The sequence below is a fragment of the Pseudomonas sp. 3MA1 genome, assembly GCF_029237275.1.
Taxonomy (GTDB): domain Bacteria; phylum Pseudomonadota; class Gammaproteobacteria; order Pseudomonadales; family Pseudomonadaceae; genus Aquipseudomonas; species Aquipseudomonas fluorescens_AP.
In genome coordinates this window covers 114,789-133,353 of the sequence record NZ_JAACFX010000014.1, presented here as the reverse complement: position 1 = coordinate 133,353, position 18,565 = coordinate 114,789, and the positions used below count along the sequence as shown (strand labels likewise).

Here is an 18,565-nt window from a genome sequence, read left to right as displayed (position 1 = left end):
GCCCCGCTATGAGACGGACTGTCGCTTTTGCGGGCAATCAACAGCAGGCGATCTTTGCCGAAGGACGGTAGAATCCCCCACCTCAGTTATCCACAAGTGGCCGACCTTTGCTTATCGAGTCCCGTCGTCGCGCTTATCTGTCCGCCATGCAGGTGGTCAGCTGGCTGCCGCGCAGCGAATTGCCCTTTGCCGCCCCTTCGCGCCCTGAATTGCTGGCCTTGCCGGAGCCCGAGGTGCAGGCGCCACCTGCCCCCGTGGTCGAAGCCAAGGCCCCGGCAGCGCCGGCGGCCAGGACTGGCGAGCGGCCGAAGATCGAGGTGCCGCGTCCTTCCACCGCGCCTGCAAAGCCAGCCAGCAAGCCAGTGGCCGAGGGCGAAGAAGCCCCGGCTCCGGTGGTCAAGGCGCCAGTGGTTCCTCCGCCGCGCTTCGCCCTGCAGCTGTTGCGCGCCGGCCGTTGCCTGCTGCTGGTGGAGTTACCCACAGGCGAAGCCTTCCAGAGCCGCGACCCAGCCTATCTGCTGCTCAAGGACATGCTGCGCGCCGCCGGCCTGCCGGACAGCCCGCAGATCCTCGCCGAGCCGGTGCGCTGGCCGATGCTGACCCGGGGCAACCTCGACCAGGGTCCGGAAGCCGCCCGGGACTTCGTCCAGGCCTTTGTCGGCGTGCGAATCGAAGAAGAGCCCTGCGTCTGCCTGTGGCTGATCGGTCTGCCGGCCGTACGTTTCGCCGGGGAAGCCAACGCTGAATCCTACAACCGTGAACTGCAGGTCGAAGGCCTGGGGTCGGCCTGGGCCTTGCCCGGCCTGGAACTATTAATGGAAGAGCCACAGCGTAAGGCTGATGTCTGGCAAGCCATGCGGCGCTTGATGACGCGCTGGAAAAGCACTGATGAGCACAATGACCAATGAGTGACGCGTTGACCTTCCGCCTGGCCACCGAGGCGGACCTGGATGCCATCCTGAAAATCGAATATGCCGCGTTCAGTCACCCCTGGACCCGGGGCATTTTCATGGATGCCTTCAAGTCCTACGAAGTCTGGCTGATGTTCGAAGGCAGCCAGCAAGTGGGCCACGGCGTCATCCAGGTGATCATTGACGAGGCCCATCTGCTGAACATCACCGTCAAGCCGGAAAGCCAGGGCCGCGGCCTGGGCCTGCGCCTGCTGGAAGAACTGATGAAGCGCGCCTACCAGAAGAATGCCCGGGAGTGTTTCCTCGAAGTGCGCTCCAGCAACCAGACCGCCTATCGGCTGTATGAGCGTTACGGCTTCAATGAAGTCGGGCGCCGCCGCGACTATTATCCGGCCGTGGGTGGCCGCGAAGACGCCCTGGTGATGGCCTGCACCCTGGTCGACTGAGCCTTCAACCAGCACCCAGGCCGCTGTAGAAGCTGGCTTGCCAGCGAAGGTGCCATTCGCGGCGATGCATGGCTTGAGGGCCTCTTCGCCGGCAAGCCGGCTCCTGCGGGAGAGGGCCTCATTAAATGTGGTGCCAGGCTCAGGGTTTGCCGTCCAGCGGGTCGCGACGTGCCAGCTCGGCTTCATCCAGACCACTGCCACCCCCAATGTCCGTGGCATCGACAATACTCAGATCCCAGTCCGCCGGTTTATCGGCCCCGACTTCCCGGGCAGAACGGGCCCCATCCTCGCGGATCAGGGTTTCCGGGCTCAGGTCGTCGTCGCTGGAGCCGTCGCTGGTGAGGCCGGTGCTGCCTAAGGGGCCGGGTTCGTCGTCATCGAAATGCAGTTCCTCCATGGACCCCATGCGATCCTGATCATCGTCGATCGGCTCGGGCTGGGGCGCGTTGAAGGGGCGTCGTGATTCGGTCATGGCGATTGCTCATACTTTTAGGGGCTTGCAGGGTGGACCCACAGCCCCGATGAAGATTCCCCGGCAGGGATAACCGGTATCTGCAGTCATTGGCGTGACCCCAACGGGCACTCGTCTGTCAAAGCTGCGCATCATTCTTGAGGCTTCACAGCATGAACGAACTACAAGATCTGATTGATAACAACGCGCGTTGGGCCGAAGCGATCAAGCAGGAGGACCCGGAATTCTTCTCCAAGCTGGCCCGCCAGCAGACTCCGGAGTACCTGTGGATCGGCTGCTCGGACGCCCGGGTGCCAGCCAACGAGATCGTCGGCATGTTGCCGGGCGACCTGTTTGTGCACCGTAACGTGGCCAACGTCGTGCTGCACACCGACCTCAATTGCCTGTCGGTGATCCAGTACGCGGTGGATGTACTCAAGGTCAAACACATCCTGGTCACCGGCCACTATGGTTGTGGCGGCGTGCGCGCCTCGATGCAGGATCGCCAGTTTGGCCTGATCGATGGCTGGCTGCGGTCGATTCGTGACCTGTACTACGAGCACCGCGAGGCGCTGGCACAACTGGCCACTGAAGAAGAACAAGTCGACCGCCTGTGCGAACTGAACGTGATCCAGCAAGTGGCCAACGTCGGCCACACCAGCATCGTGCAGAACGCTTGGCATCGCGGGCAGAGCCTGTCGATCCACGGTTGCATCTACGGGATCAAGGACGGTCGCTGGAAGAGCCTGGACACGACCATCAGCGGTTTCGAACAGCTGCCACCGCAGTATCGCCTGCGTCCCCTCGGCGCCGTCTGAATGCGCGCTGGCCGCTGCGTGAAGGCGCAGCGGCCAGCGGCGGGTTTCAGAGGTGTGGCACCTCGGTGCTTGGCGCCGGGGCCGGTGCCTTAAGCTGCTTGAGCTGGGTCTTGACCGGTGCGCTGCTGCACTTGGCCACGGCCTGCTGCTCGGTCAGCTTGCGTACCGAGGTGTAGAACAACTCGCAAGTCTGCTCTTTCTGCGTCACTTGCCAGGTCTGGGTGCAACTGCTGAGCAGGGTGCTCGGATCGGTTCCGGGCTTGCTGCCCATGCCGGCCTGCCAGCAGGCCGCACTCAAATCCTGGCCCATGACTTTCAACCCGGCGGCGTCGGCCTTGGCCTCGTCGTTGTCATAGTTGGCCGGGTCCGCCGCGTACCAGATGTAGCTCGGGTGGTTGGAGCCCAGTACCGGCACCTTCACGCCTTCGCTGGGGCTGATTTGCGCCAGGCCCAGCACATTCACCGTCACCCCGTATTGCTGCTTGAGCCAGCTGCGCACCGGCGCACCGAACGCCACCATCGGCAGGGCCGCGCCGCTGGCGTTCTGGCTGACCTGCTTGACCATGGTGGTCTGGTAGCTGTTGAAGTAGCTGTAGACCCCTTCCAGGCTCTTGCCGGCCGTGGAGGGCGCGGCGATTGGCGCGATATCGATGATGGTCTGGTAGGCCGGAGTCTGCTCGGCGGCGATGCCGTTGACGGTCAGCAACGAGGCCCAGCGGTCGGTGGTGGCCGACTCCAGATAGTCCTGGTAGCGGGTCAGCGAGTAATCCGGCGGGAAGTGCAGCAACTCGACGCTCTTGCGGTTTTCCAGGGCCATGCCCAGGGGCAGGAACAGGTACCAGCTGTATTCCCAGTGGCCGTCGCTGTTGAGCTGGCTGGCGCCTTTGTAGGCCAGGTCGCCGGCATCGAGCAGGGCGCTCAGGGGCTTGTCGTAGCCCTGGGGCACGCCGCTGATGGAGGCGACGACCTTGTCGTTGGCGGTTTTGACGCTGACCTTGGCGGTGCTGTAGCCGTCGCGCTGCACGCTCTGGGTCAGGTAGTGCTCCACCGTCTGCTCCAGGGTCCAGTTGCGATAGCAGATCACGTTGCAGTTGTTGGGGTAGGCGAAGAGTTGGGTGACGCGCTGGGGGCTGCCCAGGTCGATTTCGGCATCGGCCTGGGCCGTCGTACTCAGGGCAGCAGCGGTCAGCGCGAGAGTGATTCCTGCGAATTTGAACATGCTCAGATCCTTTTCAGCGTGAACCCCTCCACGGGGGCTGCTCATACTGGAACACTGCCGTGGATAGAGAAAGACAGCGGAGAAAAAATCTGTCCCCCATGTGCAGGCTTCAGCCCGGGATCAACCGGGTCAGCGGGAAAGCCGGGTAGAACACTTGGCACGCCCGGATGACAGCCACCATCAGCAACAAGAAGACGGGTTGCCAGGGGCTGAAGTTCGACCAGTGCAAGACGCTCAGCCAGGGATGCTTGAGTCTGAAGGCTTCGCTCATGTGGCCGATGCGCTTGTGGTGCAGGGCGCCAATCAGGCTGAAGCCCAGATAGGTCAGCATCCCCAGCACGCCGAGCAGGCTGGCGAACAGCGCCAGCAAGGCCAGGAAGGGCACGCCGTGGCGCAGCAGCCTTCGATAGGGAGGCCTGTGCAGTTGTTTGGGGATCAGGCGTTCACTGAGCCACAGGTCCAGATCCAGCAGGCGCAACGCCAGGGCGTTCCAGGCACTCAGTGCCAACAGGCCGAGCACCGCCGCCAGCCAGCCGCACAAGGCCGCCATGATGGCCGCTAGCAACGGCGGGTCCTGGCGTTCCTGGATGAAAAAGAGGGTGAACGCCAGCCCGATGCCGGCCCAGGCCCGGACCCATGTTTCCCCGGTGGTGGAGGGTTGCGGCATGAATTTCTGCCAATAGAACACGTCACGCTGGGGCAGGCGCTCGATCAGTTGCGGGAAGCGCCAGGTCAGGGTCTGTGCCAGCTCCTGGCAGGCTTGCCATTCATTCTGGGTAAAGCCGCGGGTGAGGTTGCGCTGCTGGCGCGGGGACAGTGGCTTGGCGAGCAGTTGCGCCGCCAGTACCTCAGGGGCCCAGCTGTGTTCCTGTTGCAGCTTGTTTTGCAGCTCCTGGTAGAAGGTTTCCTGCTGACAGCGCTGGACCAGGTGTTGCCAGACCCAGGCCGGTTCCGGGATGGCGCCGCGTTGTTCATCCCAGCCGAACGCCTGGCACACCCGCTCGAACAGGGGCACGCTCCACTGCTGTTCGTTGAGCAGCATCAGCACGGTGCTTTGCCATTGCAGACGATGATCGAAAATCTGCAGCCAGAGCTGTTCGCTGTAGTGCGTCAACTGCGCGAGAAACGCCCGTTCCTGGTTGGCTTGCAGCCGCTCTTTCAGGGTCTGGCGGTAATGCTCCAGCAGGGCATCGACCAGCGAGCGCTGTTGCGCGTCGCTCATCGACAGGCTTTGCCAGGGCGTCAGCCATTCCAGATGTTGAACCGCCCACTCAACCAGGCGCGCGCGCTGTTCGGGGTGGCTGCAGCAGTGCTCCAGCAGCAGGTTCTGGAAGTCCTGGGCGCATTGTTGGGCCTGGGCCTCTGGCCAGCGTTGCGGCAGGTTCTCCAGGGTCAGGCCCTTGAGCAGGGCCTGCGCCGCTGTCGGCGCGACAGCGACTGTTGGCATGGGGGCCAGGATCGGGCTCATCTCGACCAGTCCCGACCAGGCCTGCAGGTTGTCCGCAGGCAGAGCCGCGGCGACGGGCGCGGGGGAGGGCTCGTCGCTTTCCTCTTCGCGCCAGCGGGCCAGTTGCAGCGCCCGCTCGTAGGCCTCGCGCAGGCGCTGGAAACCTTCGGCATCTTCATCGGGACGGGTGGTTTTCAGGCGTTTGGCATAGCTGCGCTTGATGCTGCGCTCATCGGCGTCGTCCGGCAGCTCCAGCAGGGTCCAACAGTCCATGTCGCCGCTCCTCAGTGCCAGTGGCCGTTTTCCAGTCTCTGCAGCTGTTCACTGAGTTGGTTGCGCACTTCGCGGATCTTGCGCTCGTCCTGGGTGTCCAGCACTTGCTGGAATTGCCCGGCCCAATAGCCGATCTGTTCGCGCAATTCCCCCAGGCTTTCCTGATACAGACGTTCCAGGCGGGCGCTGAGCAGGGTGTTGACCTGCTGGTCGCGGGGATGAACCTTGAGTTGCTCCAGGGCCTTGAGCCGCTGCTGGATTTCCTCCGGGGTCAGCACGCCGGGGTTGTTCTCGATCACCAGGGAACGGCTTTCACCGGTCAGGGGAATGCTCACCTGGGCTTCCAGCAGGCCGTTGATGTCGTAGGTGAAGCGCACGTCCAGCGAGACTTCGCCGGCCGGGCGCTTGGGCACCTGCATTTCCAGTTGGCCGAGGGCGACGTTGTCGCGCACCAGGCGGCTCTCGCCCTGGAAAATCTTCAGCAGCACCTGTTCCTGGTTGTCGTGCAGGGTCTGCACGGTCTTGACCCGGCTCACCGGCACCACGCTGTTGCGCTCGATGATCGGCAGGTAGTGCCCGCCCTCGATCTGGTTGCCGTACTGCTGGGAGGTTTCGATGCCCAGGGTGTAGGAGCAGACGTCGGTCAGGACCACTTCCTCCAGAGCCGCGGAGCGGGCCTTGAGCGCCGCCTGGACCGCCGCGCCCTGGGCCACCACTTCGTCGGGGTCGAGGCTGATGGACGGAAAGCGCCCGAACAGCCCCGCCGCCAGCTTGCGCACCAGGGGCATGCGGGTGGCGCCGCCCACCAGGAGGATTTCATCCAGGTCGCTGACGCGGATCCGGGCATCGCGCAGGGCTCGCTCGATGGGTGCCCGTAGGCGTTCCAGCAGGGGCGTGTAGAGGTTGGCCAACTGCGCCTGGGTGATGGTCTGGGTCCATTGCCGGCCATCGACCCGCAGGCTGAACTCGGCGCTGGGTTCCTGGCCCAGGGCACGGCGCACCCGTTCAGCTTCACGGCGCAGGGCCTGGAGCACGCTCTGGCGCTCGGGAAAGTCCGCCGCCCGGCCTTGTTGCTCGATGAAGTGCTCCAGCAGCAGGCTGTCGAAATCTTCGCCGCCGAGGAAGTTGTCACCGGCGCTGGCGCGGACTTCCATGACCCCGTCGAACAGCTCCAGAATCGACACGTCGAAGGTGCCGCCACCGAGGTCGAAGACCAGGAACGAGGTTTCCTTGTCGCGCTGGTGCAGGCCGTAGGCCAGGGCCGCGGCGGTGGGTTCGTTGATCAGCTTTTCCACCTTGAGCCCGGCCAGTTCGCCGGCGATCCGCGTGGCCTTGCGCTGGGCGTCGCTGAAATAGGCCGGCACGCTGATCACCGCTTCGTCCACCGGCTCGCCGTAGGCGCGCTCGACATCCTCCTTGAGGCTCTTGAGCACCAGGGCCGAGAGTTCTTCCGGACGCAACAGCCGATCCCCCAGGCGCACTTCGGTGGCGCTGCCCATGTAGCGCTTGAACAGGGCCGTGGTCAGTTGCGGGTGGGTGTGCAGGCGCTCCTTGGCGGCCTGGCCCACCAGCACCCGGCCCTCATCGTCCAGGCCCACCACGCTGGGGGTGAGGAACTGGCCCAGGGCGTTGGGCACCAGCTCGCTGGCGGTGTCGCGCCAGACCGCCACCAGGCTGTTGGTGGTCCCCAGGTCGATGCCTACGATCATGACGACGAACTCCCTTTCCAATCGGAAAACTGATGAAACAAATAAGTGGCGCGCAGGATATTACCCGTCGGGTGGATGGGTAAAGTGCGTGATGTCACATGGCTATTATTGGCGCCGGTGCCGCAGTGCCGAAGCCGGTCTTGGGCTTCGGTTCTGCGGTGGCTGGCGGGCCCGTTGCGGGCCCGCCGGGGTCAGGCGCTGAAGTGCAGGGCGTTGGTCAGGTCGCCCATGGGTTTCTGGCCCCGGGCGATCATGGCCTCGTCACGTTCCTTGATGCCGTCCAGGGTTTCCAGCTGGAACACCCGGGTGATCAGCCGCAGGATCGAGGCGGTGTCATACACCGTGTGATCCACCGTGCCCTTGCGGGCGAACGGTGAAACCACCAGCGCTGGAATCCGCGTGCCCGGGCCCCAGCGATCGCCCTGGGGCGGCGCCACGTGGTCCCACCAGCCGCCGTTTTCGTCGACGGTGACGATCACCACCATGTTTTTCCATTGCGGGCTTTCCTGCAGCACTTTCAGAGCGCGGTCGATGTGCCGGTCGCCGGCGGCCACATCGGCATAGCCAGCGTGCAGGTTGAGGTTGCCCTGGGGCTTGTAGAAGGTCACCGCCGGCAGCTTGCCGGCCTCGGCGTCGGCGAAGAACTTGTTGGTGCTCGACTCATCCCCCAGGCCGCCGTCGCGCAGGCGCTTGGCACGCTCGGCCGGATTCTCCGGACCCTGACGCACGAAGTAGTTGAACGGCTGGTGGTGGTACTGGAAGTTGGGGATCTTGGGAATCCCGCCGGAATCCTTGAACTGCTCCAGGGTCGCCTGCCAGGCGCCGCCGTACCAGGCCCAGTCGACGTTCTTCTTCGACAGCTTGTCGCCGATGTGCTCGTGGGTCTGCGGCACCAGCACGCTGGGCAGGTCGGGCTTGGCGTAGTCCGGGCGCTCCGGGTCGCGGATCCAGGTCGGCCAGTAGGGCGGGGCCATGGTGTTGACCGCGTAGCCGTCCGGGGTCAGGGCGCTGGGTCCGAACTGTGGCGCACCGTCCATGGCACTGGCCGGGGACTTGTCCAGGGGCTTGAGGCGAGTGCCCTTGGGGTCGTCGCCCTGCAAGGTGGCGATCTGCGACTTGGCCACCGAGTTGGCGGCATCGGGGTAGAACGGCACCTTGGCGCTGATCAGGTACTGGTGGTTGAGGAACGAGCCGCCGAAGGCGCCCTGGAAGAAGTTGTCGCAGAGCACGAACTCCCGCGCCACATCCCACAGGCGCAGGGAGTAACGGGTCTGGGCGTAGTGGCCCATGGTCAGCGCGCCGGAGTCGGCCCAGGCGACGAAACCGTCGTTCTTGCCGCCGTTGATCTGCATCTGGTTCTGGTAGAACAGGTGCCACAGATCGCGGGTCACCAGGCCCAAGGGCAGGTCCTCGCCGCTGGGGCCCTTGAGGGCGAACGGCGCGTTGGGCAGGTTTTCCTGGAACTGGGTTTCCACCGGGTAGGTGACGCCGTCCAGGGTTTGCGGGCCGACCTGGAGAATGCCGCCCCAGACCGGTGGCAGTTTCGACAGCAGGCTGCCGTCGCGGTCGCGCTGCTGGAACGCCTCGGGCTTGAGCGCCGACAAGGGTTTCTCCACCCCGGGGAAATTGGCGAACAGGTTGTTGAAGCTGCGGTTCTCGGCGAACAGCACCACCACGTTCTTCACCTGCTCGCGCAGCGCCTTGTCCAGTTCCGCGGGAGACAGCGGCCGCTCCTGCGGTTTGTCCGCCGGCTCGTCGGACTTGGCGCAGGCGCTCAGGGTGGCGCCAACCCCCAGAACGGCAACGCCGCCAAGGAAGCGGCGGCGGCTGGTATCGGTGGGCTGGTCGGGGGTGGTTTCGGGGAGGTCGCGCTGATCGGTATCGTCGCTCATGTCGGGTCCTTGCTCGTCGCTCTGAGAATTCGTTACAAAGTATTTCGGTCGCACGGTAGCAATCGAATATGACGCAAAGACTACATGAATGCTTCAAGAGTCCACTGCGATCGCTGGGGAAACGTCTGAAATCTGCGTCGAAACAGGATTATCCACAGGCCCGCTGCGTTCGGCGGCAGCGGGCCTGTGGCGTCTTCAGGGATGCACCGGCGGCAGGTACGCCAGGCTGGTGCCCAGGGCCCAGAGCAGCACCAGCACCAAAGGCGCGTGCACCAGCAACTGGACGAAGGAGAAGCCGATCAGGTCGCGGGCCTTCAAGCCCAGCACCCCCAGCAGCGGCAGCATGTAGAAGGGGTTGATCAGGTTCGGCAAGGCCTCGGCGGCGTTGTAGATCTGCACGGCCCAACCCAAGTGGTATTGCAGGTCATTGGCCACCTGCATCACATAAGGCGCCTCGATGATCCACTTGCCGCCGCCCGACGGAATGAAGAAGCCCAGCACCGCCGAGTACAGGCCCATCAGCAGGGCGTAGGTGTCGTGGGAGGCGATCTGCACGAAGAAGGTCGAGATGTGGTGGGCCAGGGTCTGGCCGTCCACGCCCTTGACCACCGTCATCAGCGCGGCGATCGAGCCATACAGCGGGAACTGGATCAGCACCCCGGTGGTGGTGGGCACTGCCCGGGCCACGGCATCGAGAAAGCTGCGCGGGCGCCAATGCAGCAGGGCGCCGGTCATCAGGAACAGGAAGTTGTAGGTGTTGAGCCCGGAGATCGCGGTGATCGCCGGCTTGGTGGCGAACTCGTGATACAGCCAGCCGGCGGCCAGCAGCGCCAGGAGCAGGGTCAGCAGCGGGCTGTATTCCAGCCATTCGCCGGGGCGGGTCCGGGGTTGCGGCTTGGGCATGCTGAAGCTCGGGTCGACCCCGCAGGCCTGGGCATCCCGGGCGCTATTAGGGCCCGGGGCGGTGGCGTAGGCGACGATCAGCGAGACGACGATCAGCGCCAGCAGCAACACCCCCGACTGCCAGAGAAAGATGGTCTGGGTGAAGGGAATCACCCCGGTGATGGCCAGGATCGACGGCGGCAGGCTGCCCGGGTTGGCCTGCAACTGCGCGGCCGAGGACGACAGCCCCAGGGCCCACACCGCGCCCAGGCCCAGGTAGGCGGCCGCACCGGCGGCGCGATAGTCCATGCGCAGTTCGGTGCGCCGGGCCAGGGCCCGTACCAGCAGGCCGCCGAACACCAGGGACAGGCCCCAGTTGAGCAGGTACGCGACCATGGAAATCAGCGCCACCCAGGCCACCGCCGAGCGGCCGTTACTGGGAATGCGCGCCAGCTTGTCGATCAGCTTCACCGCTGGCGGCGAGCTGGCCACCACATAGCCGCCGATGACCACGAAGGCCATCTGCATGGTGAAGGGGATCAGGCTCCAGAAGCCGTCACCGAAGGCCATGGCGGCATCGGTGGGCTTGGCGCCCATGGCCAGGGTGGCCAGGGCGACGATGATCACCGCCAGCGCGGCGAACACCCAGGAGTCGGGAAACCAGCGTTCGGCCCAGTTCGAGCAGCGCAGGGCGAAACGGGCGGAGCGGCTATCTTGAATATCAGCGGCCACGTCAGTACCTCGGATTTCTTATGTTTATAAGGACGACGGCCGCCCCAGGCTGAGGCGGCCGAGAACTGTGCAAGAATGCGGCAATTGCCACGGACTGCAAAGGATTCAACGCACATGTCATTTTCCCCTGAAGAACGCGCCGCACTGCTCAAGGTCAAGGGTGTCGGCCCGACGGTGGTCGCTCGCCTGGAGCAACTGGGCATCACCTCCCTGGCCCAGCTGGCCGCCGTCGATGCCCTGGACATCGTCACCCAGGCCTCGGCTCTGGTGGGTTCCAGCTGCTGGAAAAACAGCCCCCAGGCTCGCGCCGCGATCCAGGCAGCGATTGCCCTGGCCAAAGGCAACTGACGCGGTGCAGCGCCAGCCTTCATTCGCCTATCAGGCGGTCTACCGCTACCTGTCGCAGTGGATCGACAATGCCGCCAGCGACCAGGAGCAACGCCTGCCCTCCCTGCGCGAACTGGCGCTGCGCCTGAAGGTTTCCCTGTCCACCACCAAGTACGCCTACGCCTTGCTGGAAGATGAAGGGCGCATCCACTCGCGGCCGCGCCAGGGCTACTTCACTCGAGCCGTCGCCGCGCCCTTGCCCACGGCCGGGGCGGACTTGCTCGACAACCTCTATGCCCAGGCGCGCCAGCCGGGACACCTGGCCTTGTGCAGCGATGCCCCGGCGATGCTGCTGTCCCTGGAGCAGCCGTTGCTGATGACCGAGCGCGAGCTGGCCCGCCAGTACCCGCGCAGCCAGGCGCCGCTGTACCAGCCCCTGGGCGAACAGGAACTGCGCAGCGAACTGGCCCGGCGCTACACCCGTTCCAGCGGCGACTACTGGCAGGCCGACCAGGTGTACCTGGGGCCCGATCTGCGCAGTGTGCTGGAGCTGGCGTTGCAGGCCCTGGACCTGGCCGGTGGCGTGGTGCTGGTGGAGTCCCCCTGTTCCTGGGCGATCCTGCGTCAGCTGCGGGCGGCGCGCCTGCGGATCATCGAACTGCCCCTGGACAGTGCCGGGCGCTTCGATCTGCAACAGGTGCAGGCGCTGCTCCAGCGTGAGCCGGTGCGCCTGGCGGTGTTCTCCTCGACGGTGAACATTCCCCACGGCAGCCTGATGCCCGCCGCCGACAAACAGCAACTGTGCCGCTGGTTCAGTGAGCGAGGGATCTGGCTGTTGGAGAACGACAGCTACGGTGAATTCAGCTTCGTGCCGGACGCCGCGCGCTATCGGGATTTTGCTGACCCCGAGCGGCTGTTGGTGTTTGCCAGCCTGGACAAGGCCATCGGTGCCGAGGCGCCTTTCAGCTACTTGCTGAGCCGCAGCCTGGGCCCGCGAATGCAGCGTCTGTTCCTCGAGCGTTCCTTGCGCCTATCGCCGATCCGCCAGAAGGCGGTGGCGCGGCTCTTCAGTTCCGGTCGGGTCGACCAGCACCTGGTGAAGCTGCGGGGCCTGCTGCGCCAGCGCATGCAACAGCTGCACCTGCTGCTGGAGCAGCAGGCCGGTGGGCAATTGCACGCGCCGCTGGCCGTCGGGGGCGCAACCTTGTGGGTCGAAGCCAGGCGCCCGGTACAGATGACCCGGGTCTATGAGCGCCTGCTGGCCGCCGGCATCGTCATTGCGCCGGGCACTGTCTTCAGTCAGCAGGGCCTGTGGCAGCAGCACCTGCGCCTGAGCTTCACCCTGGACTGGAGCAAGGACATCCAGGGCGCCCTGGGGCAACTGGCCCAGGCGCTGGATCAGGCGTCCTGAGCCACGCCGTAGCAATGCTGCAACTGCGGGAAGGCCTGCTCCCGCACTTCTGCGGCAAAGCGTTCGCAGGCCTGGCTGATCAGGGCGCCGGCATCGGCGTACTGCTTGACGAAACGTGGCACCTGCGGCCCGCCCAGCCCCAGCAGGTCCTCGGTCACCAGCACCTGGCCGTCGCAGGCCGGGGAGGCGCCGATGCCAATGGTCGGCATCGCTGAAAAGTCGCTGATGCGCCGCGCCAGGGGTTCCGCCACCCCTTCCAGCAACAGGCTGAAGGCACCGGCCTCAAGGTGGGCCCGGGCATCAGCCTCGATCTTGGCGGCGGCCTCGCTGTCGAGCCCCTGGGCCTTGAACCCGCCCATCTGGTTGACGAACTGCGGCATCAGGCCGATGTGGGCCATCACCGGAATGCCTCGCTGCACCAGGAACTCCACGGTGGGCGCCAGGGCCTGGCCGCCTTCCAGCTTGAGGGCGGCGCAGCCGGTGCGGGCCATGACTTCGGCGCCATTGCGGTAGGCCTGCTGCGGGGATTCCTGGTAGCTGCCGAAGGGCATGTCGGCGATCACGCAGGCCAGGCGGCTGCCGGCCACCACGGTGCGGGTGTGGGCGATGATTTCCGTCAGGCTCATGTCCAGGGTCGAGGTGCGGCCGTAGCCGACCATGGCGGTGGAATCGCCGATCAGAATGAAATCCACGAAGGGGTCCATCAGCCGTGCCATGTGGCTGGTATAGGCGGTGAGGGACACGATCTTCTGCCGGCCTTTCATGGCCACCAGTTGCGGGACGCTCAGGCGCTGGGTGCGGGTATGGCTGCTCATGACGACTTTCCTGATTCTGCTGGGGTGGGAAAGTGCCCGATTATTGGCCTGGCGCGCGGCCGTTCAAGGTACAGAAAACCGCGGAAAACCAACCCAGGGCAGGCGACGGGTTGTTCCCCGGATCGTTTGCGTAGACCATGAGCGCCTTCGCTTTGTGCTGCCATTGAGTTGCTTTCATGACCCCATCCACTGAGTCGTCGCCGGCGCGCTTTTCCCGCGCCGACTACAAGACCCTGGGCCTGGCCGCCCTGGGCGGCGCCCTGGAAATCTACGATTTCATCATCTTCGTATTTTTCGCCCTGACCCTGAGCCAGCTGTTCTTCCCCCCGGAAATGCCCGAGTGGCTGCGCCTGCTGCAAAGCTTCGGGATCTTCGTCACCGGCTACCTGGCCCGGCCCCTGGGCGGCATCCTCATGGCGCACTTCGCCGACCGCCTGGGGCGCAAGAAGGTCTTCAGCCTGAGCATCCTGATGATGGCGCTGCCCTGCCTGCTGATCGGGATCATGCCGACCTACGCCCAGATCGGTTATTTCGCGCCCTTGCTGTTGCTGGCGCTGCGGGTGCTGCAGGGCGCCGCGGTGGGCGGTGAGGTGCCCAGCGCCTGGGTGTTCGTCGCCGAGCACGCGCCACGGGCCCATCGCGGTTATGCCCTGGGTTTTCTCCAGGCCGGGCTGACCTTCGGCTACCTGTTGGGGGCGCTGACCGCGACCCTGCTGGCGCGGGTCTTCAGCCCCGATGACATCCTCGACCACGCCTGGCGCTATCCCTTCCTGCTGGGCGGGGTGTTTGGCGTGATCGGCGTCTGGTTGCGCCGCTGGCTGAGCGAAACCCCGGTGTTCGTGGCGTTGCAGGAGCAGCGCGAGAACGCCGCCGAACTGCCGCTGCGCACGGTGCTGCGCGAGCACCGGCTGGCGATCCTGCCAGCCTTGATCCTGACCTGCGTGCTGACCTCGGCGGTGGTGGTGTTCGTGGTCATCACCCCGACCATGATGCAGAAGAGCTTCGGCATGAGCGCCAGCCACACCTTTGCCCTGAGCAGCCTGGGCATCGTCTTCCTCAACATCGGCTGCGTGCTGGCGGGGCTGATCGTCGACCGCCTTGGCGCCTGGCGCACGGTGATGCTCTACAGCCTGCTGCTGCCCGTGGGCATCGCCGTGCTCTATGGCTGCCTGATCAGCGGCGGCGAGTGGATCGGCCTGGCCTACGCCATCGCCGGCCTGGGTTGCGGCGTGGTGGGTGCGGTGCCATCGGTGATGGTCAGCCTGTTTCCGCCGCGGATTCGCGTCTCGGGGATCTCCTTCACCTACAACATCGCCTACGCCCTCTGGGCCAGTACCACCCCGTTGCTGCTGATCGCCCTGATGCCCTGGAGCCCATGGATCTGCGTGATCTATTGCGCGCTGATGGGCGCGGTAGGGGTGATCAGTGCCGGTTACTTCGGCGGGCGCGTGGGCGAGGAGCGGTCGCTGGCGCCAGGACCCTGCGCCGTGGATCAGCGTTAGGAACTTTCTTCAAAGGCTCCTGATCAAGCGAAACAGCGAGCTAGAGCCTTCGCCAAAAGGCCGATGAATCCGCCCTGGAAACGGGCTGAAAAATGCCTTTCAGCCCCTGGTTTTTTCCCGCTAATCTCCCGGAATGCGCGGTCCGCGCTTGAGTTTCCGGGAGCTGTCTTGATTCGTTCGACGCTGTGTTCCTTGCGAAATTTCTCCACCCTCGCGCCACTGCTGCAAGTGGCGCTGGTGAGCTTTGTGCTGGGCCTGGTGTTTGTCCTGATCGAGGCCTGGACCAGTACCCTGGTGGACTATGGCCTGGAAGGCGCCAGCCCCGACAGCCTCAGTGCCCGGGTGGTTGCGGTGGAGGCGGGGGCGCTGCTGGTCGAGGACCTCGACAGCGGCGAACGCCAACGCTTGCGCCTGAGCCCCGAATTGACCCGGTTCCAGGTGCCACTCGAACAACTCCCGGGACAGCCCCTGGTGCTGAGCCACCTGCGGGGTTACCTGCTGGGCTGTACCCGCGACGATCAGCCCTGGTGCGTCGCCCGGTGTGACAGCGCCGAGCGGTGCCAGCAGCGCCTGCGCGAGCGTGAGTCCTGCCTGGGCATGCTGGGGTTTGCCTGGCTCGCCAGCCTGGTGTGCCTGCTGGTCCATGGCCTCAGTCTTCGTCGGTGCAGGCGGCGTGCGGGGCCTTGATGGCGCTTTCGCGGGCCAGCCCGCTGCTGCCGGCGCCGTCGTGGCGGAGCCGGCGAAGCGGCCGCCGGGCCTGGCCCCGTTGCGCATGACCCGGCAGGCGGCTATTGGGCCAGCAGTTGCTCCAGGTAGCGGGAGCGTTCGTTGCTCAGGCGGGTCACGCAACGGTTGATCAGGGTGACGTGGGCCGGTTTGCCCGGCGCCACTTCGAAGGCCTCCAGCACGCAGGTGCTGTCGCGGTACTTGATCCAGGCCCGCTGCGCGTTCTTCAACTTGCCGAGGTATTCCTGCTCTTGCAGCAGGCTGCTGGGATACAGGTTGTGAACCCGCTCCAAGAGCGCCTGATAGCTCTGATTGAGGGCGTCGTCGGCCCGTTCCTTGTCCTGCTGGGCGCAGCGATCGACCTGTTCGCTGACCTCGATGTGGCTGCAGTCCAGCGGGGCGGCCCGGGCGGTAGACGAGCCGCCGCCGACCCCGAGCAGCAGGGCCACGGCGAGGCCGAAGATCCAGGGCTGATGATGCATGGCGGTCCCTTCGCGCTGAGAATGAAGCGGGCATTCTACCGCGCCGCGGTCAATGCAGAAGGGGGGCGCCGCGGGCTCAGGGCGTGTGCTGCCAGCGCCGGGCCGCGTGGGGTGGAGCCTGGTCGGCTCGCTGGCGCCTCGCGCTTTAGTCGCGTTCTTCGAGCACGTAGCCCACGCCGCGCAAGGTGTGGATCAGCTTGCGTTCGAACGGGTCGTCGATCTTCGCTCGCAGGCGGCGGATCGAGACTTCCACCACATTGGTGTCGCAGTCGAAGTTCATGTCCCAGACAAAGGAAATGATCTGGGTGCGCGACAGCACCACGCCGCTCTGGCGCATCAGCAGGTGCAGCAGGGCGAACTCCTTGGTGGTCAGGTCGATGCGCTGTTTGCCGCGAAAGGCCCGGTGGCGGCTCTGATCCAGTTCCAGGTCGGCAACGCGCAACACATCCGGCACCGGCTTCTGTTCGCTGCGGCGCATCAGGGTGCGGACCCGGGCCAGCAACTCGGGAAACTCGAACGGCTTGACCAGGTAATCATCGGCGCCCAGGTCCAGGCCGCGAATCTTGTCCGCCAGTCGTCCCTGGGCGGTCAGCATCATGACCCGGGTGTTGCTGTTCTGGCGGATCTGCGACAGCACTCCCCAGCCATCGATCTGCGGCAGGTTGACGTCGAGGATCACCAGATCGTAGGCGTGCTGGCGGGTCAGGTGCAGGCCATCCGCACCGGTATTGGCGCAATCCACCACGTAACCGCTTTCGGTCAGTCCCTGATGCAGGTACTCGGCAGTTTTGAGTTCGTCTTCGATAACCAGGATTCGCATGCGGGTGAGGTTCTCGGTGAATAACGGGCAGTCGGGAAAGTTGCTGGAAACAGTGCTGAAGATGCGCGGCAAGTGTGCTCGGTCCAATCCACTTGAAACGATCTTAAAAGTTGAGCGGCGATTGTTTTAAAACCTGCGGTGCACTCGCTTTCAATGCCCGGATGTTAATACAGAACCTTGAGCCAGAGCCTTGGCTAACGGATTTGTAATCTTTGCGCCACCCTGCTGATAAGCGCTGAAAGTTACCCTGGGTTGAACTTTAAACTCTTTCTGCCAATGGGCGCAGTGTTGCAGTTTCATATCGGCCGGGGCCCTCTTTGTATATCCCTCGATATGTTTCGCGCCGCGTTGCAGACACTTTGCCTCACCAGGGGCCGGAACCTGTTATGCCGACTTTCCCGAGAACACCCGCCCGGGCTGCGCCGACCTGCCGCTGGATGCTGTGGCTGGTCCTGGCGGCGGCGCCGCTGAGCGTTGCCCAGGCCTCCGTCTTGAGCCTGGACAGTGCCCTGGCCAAGGCCTTTGCCAACAACCCCGAACTGGCCGCCGCGCGCTGGGAGATCGACATCGCCCAGGGCGCACGGCAGCAGGCCGGGTTGCTGCCCAACCCGGTGCTGTCGGTGGACGCCGAGGACACCCGCAGGGATTCGCGCACCACCGCGGTCAAGCTCAGCCAGGCGCTGGAGCTGGGAGGCAAGCGTGGCGCCCGGGTGCAGCTGGCCAGCCGTGGCCAGGAGCTGGCCGCCCTGGAGCTGGAGCGGCGCGGTATCGAGCTGCGGGCCGATGTTCTGCAGGCTTACTACGCCGCGCTGCGGGCCCAGGAGCGCACCCAACTGGCCGGGCGTTCGCTGGCCCTGGCCGAACGCGGGGTCAGCGTGGCCCAGGGACGGGTCAAGGCTGGCAAGGCCTCGCCGGTGGAAGCGACCCGGGCCCAGGTGCAACTGGCCGAGGTTCGGCTGGAGCTCAGCCGAGGGCAGATGGAGCAGGGCGATGCCTATCGGCAGTTGGCCAGGATCATTGGCAGCGCCGCCACGGAGTTCTCGGCGGTGCAGGAACCGTCCAGCGCGCTGAGCACGCTGCCGGCCTCGGCGCAGTTGTTGAGCCGCTTGCCGGAGACTGCGCAGTTGCGCCTGGCGGAGCAGGAAATCCTTCAGCGCGAGGCGTCCCTGGGGCTGGAGAAGGCCCAGCGCATTCCCGATCTGGATGTCAGCATCGGCAGCCAGTACGACGCCGGCGCCCGTGAGCGGGTCAATCTGCTGGGCCTGTCCATGCCGCTGCCGCTGTTCAACCGCAACCAGGGCAATGTGCTGTCCGCCGCCCGTCGCAGCGATCAGGCCCGGGACCTGCGCAATGCCACCGAGCTGCGCCTGCGCAGTGAAACCCGCCAGGCCCTGGAGCAATGGAGCACCGCCAGCGGCGAAGTGCAGGCCTTCAACCAGACCATCCTGCCCGCCGCCCAACGCGCGGTGGACAGCGCCACCCGGGGCTTCGAAATGGGCAAGTTCAGTTTCCTCGAAGTGCTGGACGCCCAACGCACGCTGATCGGCGCCCGCAGCCAGTACCTCGCCGCCGTGGCGCAAACCACCGATGCCCGGGTGCGGATCGAACGCATCTACGGCGACCTCAGCCGCTGGTGAAAACCGGGCTGCGGGGCCTGGTCTGTCTGCTCGCCATGCTGGTCAGCGATTGCAGCGCAGTACCC

Annotated in this window: 17 protein-coding genes; 8 read left to right on the top strand and 9 right to left on the bottom strand. The window is 65.4% G+C overall.

Annotated features, from left to right (window positions below):
• The first annotated feature begins 107 nt into the window (after positions 1-107).
• Both GWQ44_RS27760 and rimI read left to right on the top strand, forming a co-directional pair.
• Complete coding sequence (locus GWQ44_RS27760) at positions 108-908, top strand: hypothetical protein (protein ID WP_016963565.1); 801 nt, start codon at positions 108-110, stop codon at positions 906-908.
• Positions 905-1,357 (top strand): ribosomal protein S18-alanine N-acetyltransferase, encoded by a 453-nt coding sequence (rimI, locus tag GWQ44_RS27755; RefSeq protein ID WP_016963566.1) that lies wholly within the window; start codon positions 905-907, stop codon positions 1,355-1,357. Before GWQ44_RS27760 ends, rimI begins: the two co-directional genes overlap by 4 nt.
• A 139-nt stretch (positions 1,358-1,496) precedes the next feature.
• Here the strand turns inward: rimI and GWQ44_RS27750 are convergent, their stop codons facing one another.
• Positions 1,497-1,829 carry a serine kinase/phosphatase gene (locus GWQ44_RS27750; protein WP_275928769.1) on the bottom strand — a complete coding sequence of 111 codons (333 nt, stop codon included), beginning with the start codon at positions 1,827-1,829 and terminating at the stop codon, positions 1,497-1,499.
• Positions 1,830-1,981: 152 nt separating this feature from the next.
• On the opposite strand from GWQ44_RS27750, the gene can reads away from it, so the two are divergent.
• Positions 1,982-2,626, top strand: a complete 645-nt coding sequence (can, locus tag GWQ44_RS27745) for a carbonate dehydratase (RefSeq protein WP_016963568.1) — start codon at positions 1,982-1,984, stop codon at positions 2,624-2,626.
• Between the two features lie 46 nt (positions 2,627-2,672).
• Here the strand turns inward: can and GWQ44_RS27740 are convergent, their stop codons facing one another.
• The 5 genes from GWQ44_RS27740 to GWQ44_RS27720 form a co-directional block, all read right to left on the bottom strand.
• Positions 2,673-3,845 (bottom strand): hypothetical protein, encoded by a 1,173-nt coding sequence (locus GWQ44_RS27740; RefSeq protein ID WP_275928768.1) that lies wholly within the window; start codon positions 3,843-3,845, stop codon positions 2,673-2,675.
• Between the two features lie 109 nt (positions 3,846-3,954).
• Positions 3,955-5,565: a J domain-containing protein gene (locus GWQ44_RS27735; protein WP_275928767.1), complete on the bottom strand. Its 1,611-nt coding sequence runs from the start codon at positions 5,563-5,565 to the stop codon at positions 3,955-3,957.
• Between the two features lie 11 nt (positions 5,566-5,576).
• Complete coding sequence (locus GWQ44_RS27730; RefSeq protein WP_016963571.1) at positions 5,577-7,274, bottom strand: molecular chaperone HscC; 1,698 nt, start codon at positions 7,272-7,274, stop codon at positions 5,577-5,579.
• Positions 7,275-7,465: 191 nt separating this feature from the next.
• The gene (locus tag GWQ44_RS27725; RefSeq protein ID WP_199010450.1) at positions 7,466-9,166 is read right to left on the bottom strand and encodes an acid phosphatase; all 1,701 of its coding nucleotides are present in this window, start codon (positions 9,164-9,166) and stop codon (positions 7,466-7,468) included.
• Positions 9,167-9,361: 195 nt separating this feature from the next.
• Positions 9,362-10,780, bottom strand: a complete 1,419-nt coding sequence (locus GWQ44_RS27720; protein WP_275928766.1) for a TIGR00366 family protein — start codon at positions 10,778-10,780, stop codon at positions 9,362-9,364.
• A gap of 114 nt (positions 10,781-10,894) precedes the next feature.
• Between GWQ44_RS27720 and GWQ44_RS27715 the strand changes: the two genes are divergently transcribed.
• Both GWQ44_RS27715 and GWQ44_RS27710 read left to right on the top strand, forming a co-directional pair.
• Positions 10,895-11,128 carry a helix-hairpin-helix domain-containing protein gene (locus tag GWQ44_RS27715; protein ID WP_275928765.1) on the top strand — a complete coding sequence of 78 codons (234 nt, stop codon included), beginning with the start codon at positions 10,895-10,897 and terminating at the stop codon, positions 11,126-11,128.
• A 4-nt stretch (positions 11,129-11,132) separates the two neighbouring features.
• Entirely contained in the window at positions 11,133-12,518 is a 1,386-nt protein-coding gene (locus GWQ44_RS27710; protein ID WP_275928764.1) for a PLP-dependent aminotransferase family protein, read from the top strand.
• Here GWQ44_RS27710 and panB read toward each other — a convergent pair.
• Positions 12,506-13,333, bottom strand: a complete 828-nt coding sequence (panB, locus tag GWQ44_RS27705) for a 3-methyl-2-oxobutanoate hydroxymethyltransferase (protein ID WP_275928763.1) — start codon at positions 13,331-13,333, stop codon at positions 12,506-12,508. The genes GWQ44_RS27710 and panB overlap by 13 nt on opposite strands.
• Positions 13,334-13,509: 176 nt before the next feature.
• On the opposite strand from panB, the gene GWQ44_RS27700 reads away from it, so the two are divergent.
• Positions 13,510-14,835 carry an MFS transporter gene (locus GWQ44_RS27700; RefSeq protein ID WP_275928762.1) on the top strand — a complete coding sequence of 442 codons (1,326 nt, stop codon included), beginning with the start codon at positions 13,510-13,512 and terminating at the stop codon, positions 14,833-14,835.
• Positions 14,836-15,003: 168 nt separating this feature from the next.
• Positions 15,004-15,522 (top strand): hypothetical protein, encoded by a 519-nt coding sequence (locus GWQ44_RS27695; protein WP_275928761.1) that lies wholly within the window; start codon positions 15,004-15,006, stop codon positions 15,520-15,522.
• Between the two features lie 101 nt (positions 15,523-15,623).
• On the opposite strand, the gene GWQ44_RS27690 is transcribed toward GWQ44_RS27695, so the two are convergent.
• Both GWQ44_RS27690 and GWQ44_RS27685 read right to left on the bottom strand, forming a co-directional pair.
• Complete coding sequence (locus GWQ44_RS27690) at positions 15,624-16,043, bottom strand: lysozyme inhibitor LprI family protein (RefSeq protein ID WP_179599771.1); 420 nt, start codon at positions 16,041-16,043, stop codon at positions 15,624-15,626.
• Positions 16,044-16,188: 145 nt separating this feature from the next.
• Positions 16,189-16,863: a heavy metal response regulator transcription factor gene (locus GWQ44_RS27685; RefSeq protein WP_060841091.1), complete on the bottom strand. Its 675-nt coding sequence runs from the start codon at positions 16,861-16,863 to the stop codon at positions 16,189-16,191.
• Positions 16,864-17,300: 437 nt separating this feature from the next.
• Between GWQ44_RS27685 and GWQ44_RS27680 the strand changes: the two genes are divergently transcribed.
• A complete protein-coding gene (locus GWQ44_RS27680; RefSeq protein ID WP_275928770.1) occupies positions 17,301-18,500 on the top strand; it encodes a TolC family protein in 1,200 nt (399 codons plus the stop codon).
• Positions 18,501-18,565: the final 65 nt, after the last annotated feature.

Bases quoted from the DNA above. Each gene is read 5' to 3' on its own strand.
- rimI (WP_016963566.1), top strand. From the start codon at position 905: ATGAGTGACGCGTTGACCTTCCGCCTGGCCACCGAGGCGGACCTGGAT.
- GWQ44_RS27750 (WP_275928769.1), bottom strand. From the start codon at position 1,829: ATGACCGAATCACGACGCCCCTTCAACGCGCCCCAGCCCGAGCCGATC.
- can (WP_016963568.1), top strand. From the start codon at position 1,982: ATGAACGAACTACAAGATCTGATTGATAACAACGCGCGTTGGGCCGAA.
- GWQ44_RS27740 (WP_275928768.1), bottom strand. From the start codon at position 3,845: ATGTTCAAATTCGCAGGAATCACTCTCGCGCTGACCGCTGCTGCCCTG.
- GWQ44_RS27735 (WP_275928767.1), bottom strand. From the start codon at position 5,565: ATGGACTGTTGGACCCTGCTGGAGCTGCCGGACGACGCCGATGAGCGC.
- GWQ44_RS27730 (WP_016963571.1), bottom strand. From the start codon at position 7,274: ATGATCGTAGGCATCGACCTGGGGACCACCAACAGCCTGGTGGCGGTC.
- GWQ44_RS27725 (WP_199010450.1), bottom strand. From the start codon at position 9,166: ATGAGCGACGATACCGATCAGCGCGACCTCCCCGAAACCACCCCCGAC.
- GWQ44_RS27715 (WP_275928765.1), top strand. From the start codon at position 10,895: ATGTCATTTTCCCCTGAAGAACGCGCCGCACTGCTCAAGGTCAAGGGT.
- panB (WP_275928763.1), bottom strand. From the start codon at position 13,333: ATGAGCAGCCATACCCGCACCCAGCGCCTGAGCGTCCCGCAACTGGTG.
- GWQ44_RS27700 (WP_275928762.1), top strand. From the start codon at position 13,510: ATGACCCCATCCACTGAGTCGTCGCCGGCGCGCTTTTCCCGCGCCGAC.
- GWQ44_RS27690 (WP_179599771.1), bottom strand. From the start codon at position 16,043: ATGCATCATCAGCCCTGGATCTTCGGCCTCGCCGTGGCCCTGCTGCTC.
- GWQ44_RS27685 (WP_060841091.1), bottom strand. From the start codon at position 16,863: ATGCGAATCCTGGTTATCGAAGACGAACTCAAAACTGCCGAGTACCTG.
- GWQ44_RS27680 (WP_275928770.1), top strand. From the start codon at position 17,301: ATGCTGTGGCTGGTCCTGGCGGCGGCGCCGCTGAGCGTTGCCCAGGCC.